At 42.8% G+C, this 4,035-nt stretch carries 9 protein-coding genes; all 9 read right to left on the bottom strand.

Going from position 1 to position 4,035, the window contains the following annotated elements; translation table 11 throughout:
- Positions 1–292, bottom strand: a 292-nt coding sequence (locus QZF50_RS22850; protein ID WP_290389008.1) for a phage anti-RecBCD protein, incomplete at its 3' end; no start/stop codon positions are given.
- A gap of 23 nt (positions 293–315) precedes the next feature.
- Positions 316–903 carry a hypothetical protein gene (locus QZF50_RS22845; protein ID WP_061892194.1) on the bottom strand — a complete coding sequence of 196 codons (588 nt, stop codon included), beginning with the start codon at positions 901–903 and terminating at the stop codon, positions 316–318.
- A complete protein-coding gene (locus QZF50_RS22840; protein WP_000536247.1) occupies positions 900–1,580 on the bottom strand; it encodes an ATP-binding protein in 681 nt (226 codons plus the stop codon). Before QZF50_RS22840 ends, QZF50_RS22845 begins: the two co-directional genes overlap by 4 nt.
- A gap of 8 nt (positions 1,581–1,588) precedes the next feature.
- Entirely contained in the window at positions 1,589–1,777 is a 189-nt protein-coding gene (locus tag QZF50_RS22835) for a hypothetical protein (protein WP_033547141.1), read from the bottom strand.
- Positions 1,774–1,887 (bottom strand): host cell division inhibitory peptide Kil, encoded by a 114-nt coding sequence (gene kil, locus QZF50_RS22830; RefSeq protein ID WP_000361831.1) that lies wholly within the window; start codon positions 1,885–1,887, stop codon positions 1,774–1,776. Before kil ends, QZF50_RS22835 begins: the two co-directional genes overlap by 4 nt.
- Positions 1,880–2,020, bottom strand: a complete 141-nt coding sequence (locus QZF50_RS22825) for a protease FtsH-inhibitory lysogeny factor CIII (RefSeq protein ID WP_001198858.1) — start codon at positions 2,018–2,020, stop codon at positions 1,880–1,882. Before QZF50_RS22825 ends, kil begins: the two co-directional genes overlap by 8 nt.
- 221 nt (positions 2,021–2,241) lie before the next feature.
- Positions 2,242–2,865 carry an Nmad5 family putative nucleotide modification protein gene (locus QZF50_RS22820; protein ID WP_061892195.1) on the bottom strand — a complete coding sequence of 208 codons (624 nt, stop codon included), beginning with the start codon at positions 2,863–2,865 and terminating at the stop codon, positions 2,242–2,244.
- Between the two features lie 136 nt (positions 2,866–3,001).
- The gene (locus tag QZF50_RS22815; protein ID WP_140432436.1) at positions 3,002–3,268 is read right to left on the bottom strand and encodes a hypothetical protein; all 267 of its coding nucleotides are present in this window, start codon (positions 3,266–3,268) and stop codon (positions 3,002–3,004) included.
- Positions 3,269–3,270: 2 nt separating this feature from the next.
- On the bottom strand, positions 3,271–3,579 hold the full coding sequence (locus tag QZF50_RS22810; protein WP_001595503.1) for a hypothetical protein: 309 nt from the start codon (positions 3,577–3,579) through the stop codon (positions 3,271–3,273).
- Positions 3,580–4,035 lie beyond the last annotated feature (456 nt).

Here is a 4,035-nt window from a genome sequence, read left to right as displayed (position 1 = left end):
CATTACTGATAGCGCCATAACGTGAGCGGTAATTACGAAGGCGCGGGTCGATATATTCAGGGAAGTGGGTATATGTGGCTTTGCGGAATGGTCGGATTGATGTCTGGTAAATTCGCTCGCGTTCTTCTTTCTCTGCAAGCCATATACAATGGCGAAATTCCTTTTCCTCTTTCGTTTCCTGCGGTAGAGACATTATCCGGTCGTAGTTTTTTCTGAATTTATCCAGCACCTCCGATATGGAATTGCCGGAACAGCGGCGCGGGTCATCCGCACCATACAGAGGCGCTGGCATAATGGGAGCCTTATTTTCAATAATCAGAAAGGAGGGTAATCGTTCTGGCTGTAACCATAATCATCTGCATGATTCTGGCTTACGTTTTTAGAGCGATTGTCTTTATCTTTGAGGCTGAAAACCATGTTGGCGATAGTTTCTGGTTGCTTGCCTTCCGCCTTTTCTTTAAGTGTTTGGCCTGTTTGTGCAATAAACGGGATGCGTATTTCCATCTGGTAACTGTCTGCACCAGTCTTTTTGTTTGTGGTTAATACTTTCTGTAGCACTAACCCGATTTTCTTTCCGTGAAACTCAGGAGCAACAAATTTACTGGCGGAAACCATATGCTGCGTTAATTGTCCAATCCCGGCACACCCCATCATGGCGTGAACGACATTTGCGCCAAATTTGTTTTCCGTTCCGTCATTTTTCTGAACACAGACGCTAAGATATTGGATTTTACGTCCGTCGTCGGATTCGCCAGAAAACTCAATAAATTTGGCTCCTTTTTCTGATTGCTTTAGTTCTGCTTCAGTAATGGTAATGATATGAGCGCCAGTTTCGTTAATAAAACCACCTTGCCCTGCGGTCAGTGCTGCTTCTTCGTTATAAGTAAAAATCACGTTGCTCATGCGGCGTTTTCCTTAATTTGATGAACATTATTGATGCCGTAGTAATCACAAACAGTGGCATCGACGAAAGAGAGATCGTTATCAATCTCATTGGAATCAAACATTCCCATTGGGGATTTAACAGTGTCTGCACCGTTGTTTTTCGTGGTGAAAAAGAACTGGTCATCGCGGGTAAGAGTGCGAAGAACTATAGTAAACATGCCTTCGACAGTGATTTTCTCGTCCAGCATTTTGCCGATAGTTTTCATTTTCACGCGCCCCATAGGGGTTTCTTCGGTGTGCGCAAGAAAATAGACTCTCAGGTCATCAGGTGCATCCTGTGCAGCCTTAATCACCTCCCATGCGTGGCGGCCTATCTCAGTAAATTTATCAAACGATTTTTCTTCTGAGCGGCGCATAAACTCATTGCTCATCACATACTGGAAGTCATCAACAATAACGATTCTTTTCCCGTATTCGTGAGCACGCTTAATTACGGCAACTATTACGTCCCATTTGTCAGTGGTAACTACGGTTCCTTTTTTTGCTCTGGCATCCCATGCCAGCCAGTCTTTTGATTTAAATGGAAGCGGCTTGCCTATTGGTTTTATAAGTATTGCTTCCTCTGGATTGATATTTCTCATGCTGGTTGATTTTCCGGTGCCAGACTCACCGAGTATTAATGTCGCAGTTCCCATAATTTGCCTCAGAATGGTAATTTGGATGGGGAGGAAAGAAACTCGCGCTCATTCATGCGCTCTCTTTGTGCCTGCCATAAACAAAGTTGTTTCTTTGATTTATCTCCCGCTTTACGCCAGTAACGAGCCTCAGCAATGTGATATTCTCTTTTTAATCGACTTAACTCTGGAGTTTTCGCCAGTTCTACCGGAATCATTTTGACCTCCATTTCCTATAGGCTTCGACGGCCTCACGAAACATCTTTTCATCGCCAATAAAAGTGGCGATAGTGAATTTAGTCTGGATAGCCATAAGTGTTTTATCCATTTTTGGGAACTCCTGGCTGATTAAGTATGTCGATAAGGCGTTTCCATCCGTCACGTAATTTACGGGTGATTCGTTCAAGTAAAGATTCGGAAGGGCAGCCAGCAACAGGCCACCCTGCAATGGCATATTGCATGGTGTGCTCCTTATTTATACATAACGAAAAACGCCTCTAGTGAAGCGTTATTGGTATGCATATAAAAAAGCCCTCACATTGGAGGGCAAAGAAGATTTCCAATAATCAGAACAAGTCGGCTCCTGTTTAGTTACGAGCGACATTGCTCCGTGTATTCACTCGTTGGAATGAATACACAGTGCAGTGTTTATTCTGTTGTTTATGCCAAAAATAAAGGACGATTATGCGACCTCGGAAGGAAGTCCAATCATCTTATTCAAATCTTCTACCCGTAAAGCAGGAAGTGCTGCACTTGCTTTATCTGCTTCTTTTGGTAGCAACTCTTTGCTTTCAGGCCAGACCTCAATAAGTCGCTTAACTGTTGTGACTGAGTTCAAAGCAGCCCATACATTTGATTCGATATCCTTTTTCCTGGCTTCAAGTTTTTGTTGCAATGCGCAGATTTCATCAAACCTTTTTGTTATTTTGTGTTCTGCGTCAAACATGCATTTATCTTGGTCGGGGGTAGGGAGCAATATATCTTCACCGTTGCCGTCTTTTCCGTATGAATGCCAGCCAACCCTTCTTCCTGATACAGTCAGATAAATCGAACTTGAACGGGCATCGCATGAGTAAAATGAACATCCCAGCTTTTCAAGTTCTTCGCTTATAGCCATTAACTTGGATGCCAGCTGGTCCACTTCCTCAGTTTTCTTTTTCCCGCCAAACGCAACAACTCTGGCATCAAGTGCAAGCTGGTTCTTTAACTTTGTTACTTCTTCAAGTTCAGTGAATACCCCGGACTTAATTAAAGCGTTGCGTGCTATTACTTCTTTTATTGTCGTAGTTAAGCGGATTGATGACATATTAATTCCTCTCAAATAAGTGGTTTGCTGCCTAATTTCATTTTCTGGCGACCAACACAAGTCACACCCATTTCACTGCGTGGCTTGCGGTAGTAAATACGGTTATTTATGTCATTAAAAACCAGCATGAGCGTGGTTATTTTTTCTTTCCAAGAGATGGAAGCCCTCCAGAATAATCTGGACCACTTGAACGATGCATTTGATACAATATTGCGTTTTTGTTGGCGTTTAGTGGCTTTGTTGCGAAAGAAATTTTTTCTCGTTTTACATCTCTTATCATCATCAACTCACGTTCTGATGCTTTTGGATGATAATCATTGATATGCTTCCATGCTGCCTTGGCGCTGAATTTTCTTCCACATAAAGGGAAATAGCATTTATATGCTACTTGTTTGCTAGTCATTTCTATCTCGCCGTAATTGATTTCATTGACCTGTAACCAGCAGCATACAGTGCAACTTCAGGCAAACAAACGCTTCCGCCATTCGCATCTGTATTTGATTTACTGATGATGCCGAGTGATATTGCTTTTTCAGAAAGACTTAAACGCTTTCTCGGTTCTTCCTGAACAGCTTCCTCACTGTCTGTGCCGAAGATCGAATCGATGATGTTGCAGATGGAATCACGCTCGATAGCCAGCTTTCTGCGCCGCTCATGACGGCGAGTTTTGGCATTTCCTGCAAATGTTGATTTTCCGTACACGATTACCGTCATGATGTTTTCCTCATGTGAAATGGCTTTGGTGGTGATGCGCCAGGTGCTGATCTTCTGGTTGCTGTCGTTGCAGCTGCAATTCACATCACCGCCAAACCCATCTCGTTTGGTATCTGTTTGCGCTTTGTCAGCGCCCCATCGAAGTTAAAGAGCCTGCCAATCTGTTCCGTTTGGCTTCCAGCTTCCTGCTGATGGCGATAATAATGAACCAATAGTTCGACATTATCAAGAACTATTGGTACGAAAATTTTGTGATTTATTAACTCTACGAAATATGATTTTGATATATAAGGAAATTTATTTTTGTAAATGTTGCGGATGAAGGTTATGCGGCAGGGATCAGAATTTCGTGGTTTAGCAAGTTGTATCTATCAATTTTTCAATATATACAATTGGTTGTGTGTTTTTAGGTGGGGCGATCGTGAGGCAAAGAAAACCCGGCACTGAGGCCGGGTT

It is taken from the genome of uncultured Escherichia sp., from assembly GCF_948475835.1.
Lineage (GTDB): Bacteria > Pseudomonadota > Gammaproteobacteria > Enterobacterales > Enterobacteriaceae > ECMA0423.
Note: the sequence above shows the minus strand (reverse complement) of the source record. Positions and strands in the feature narration are given on the sequence as shown.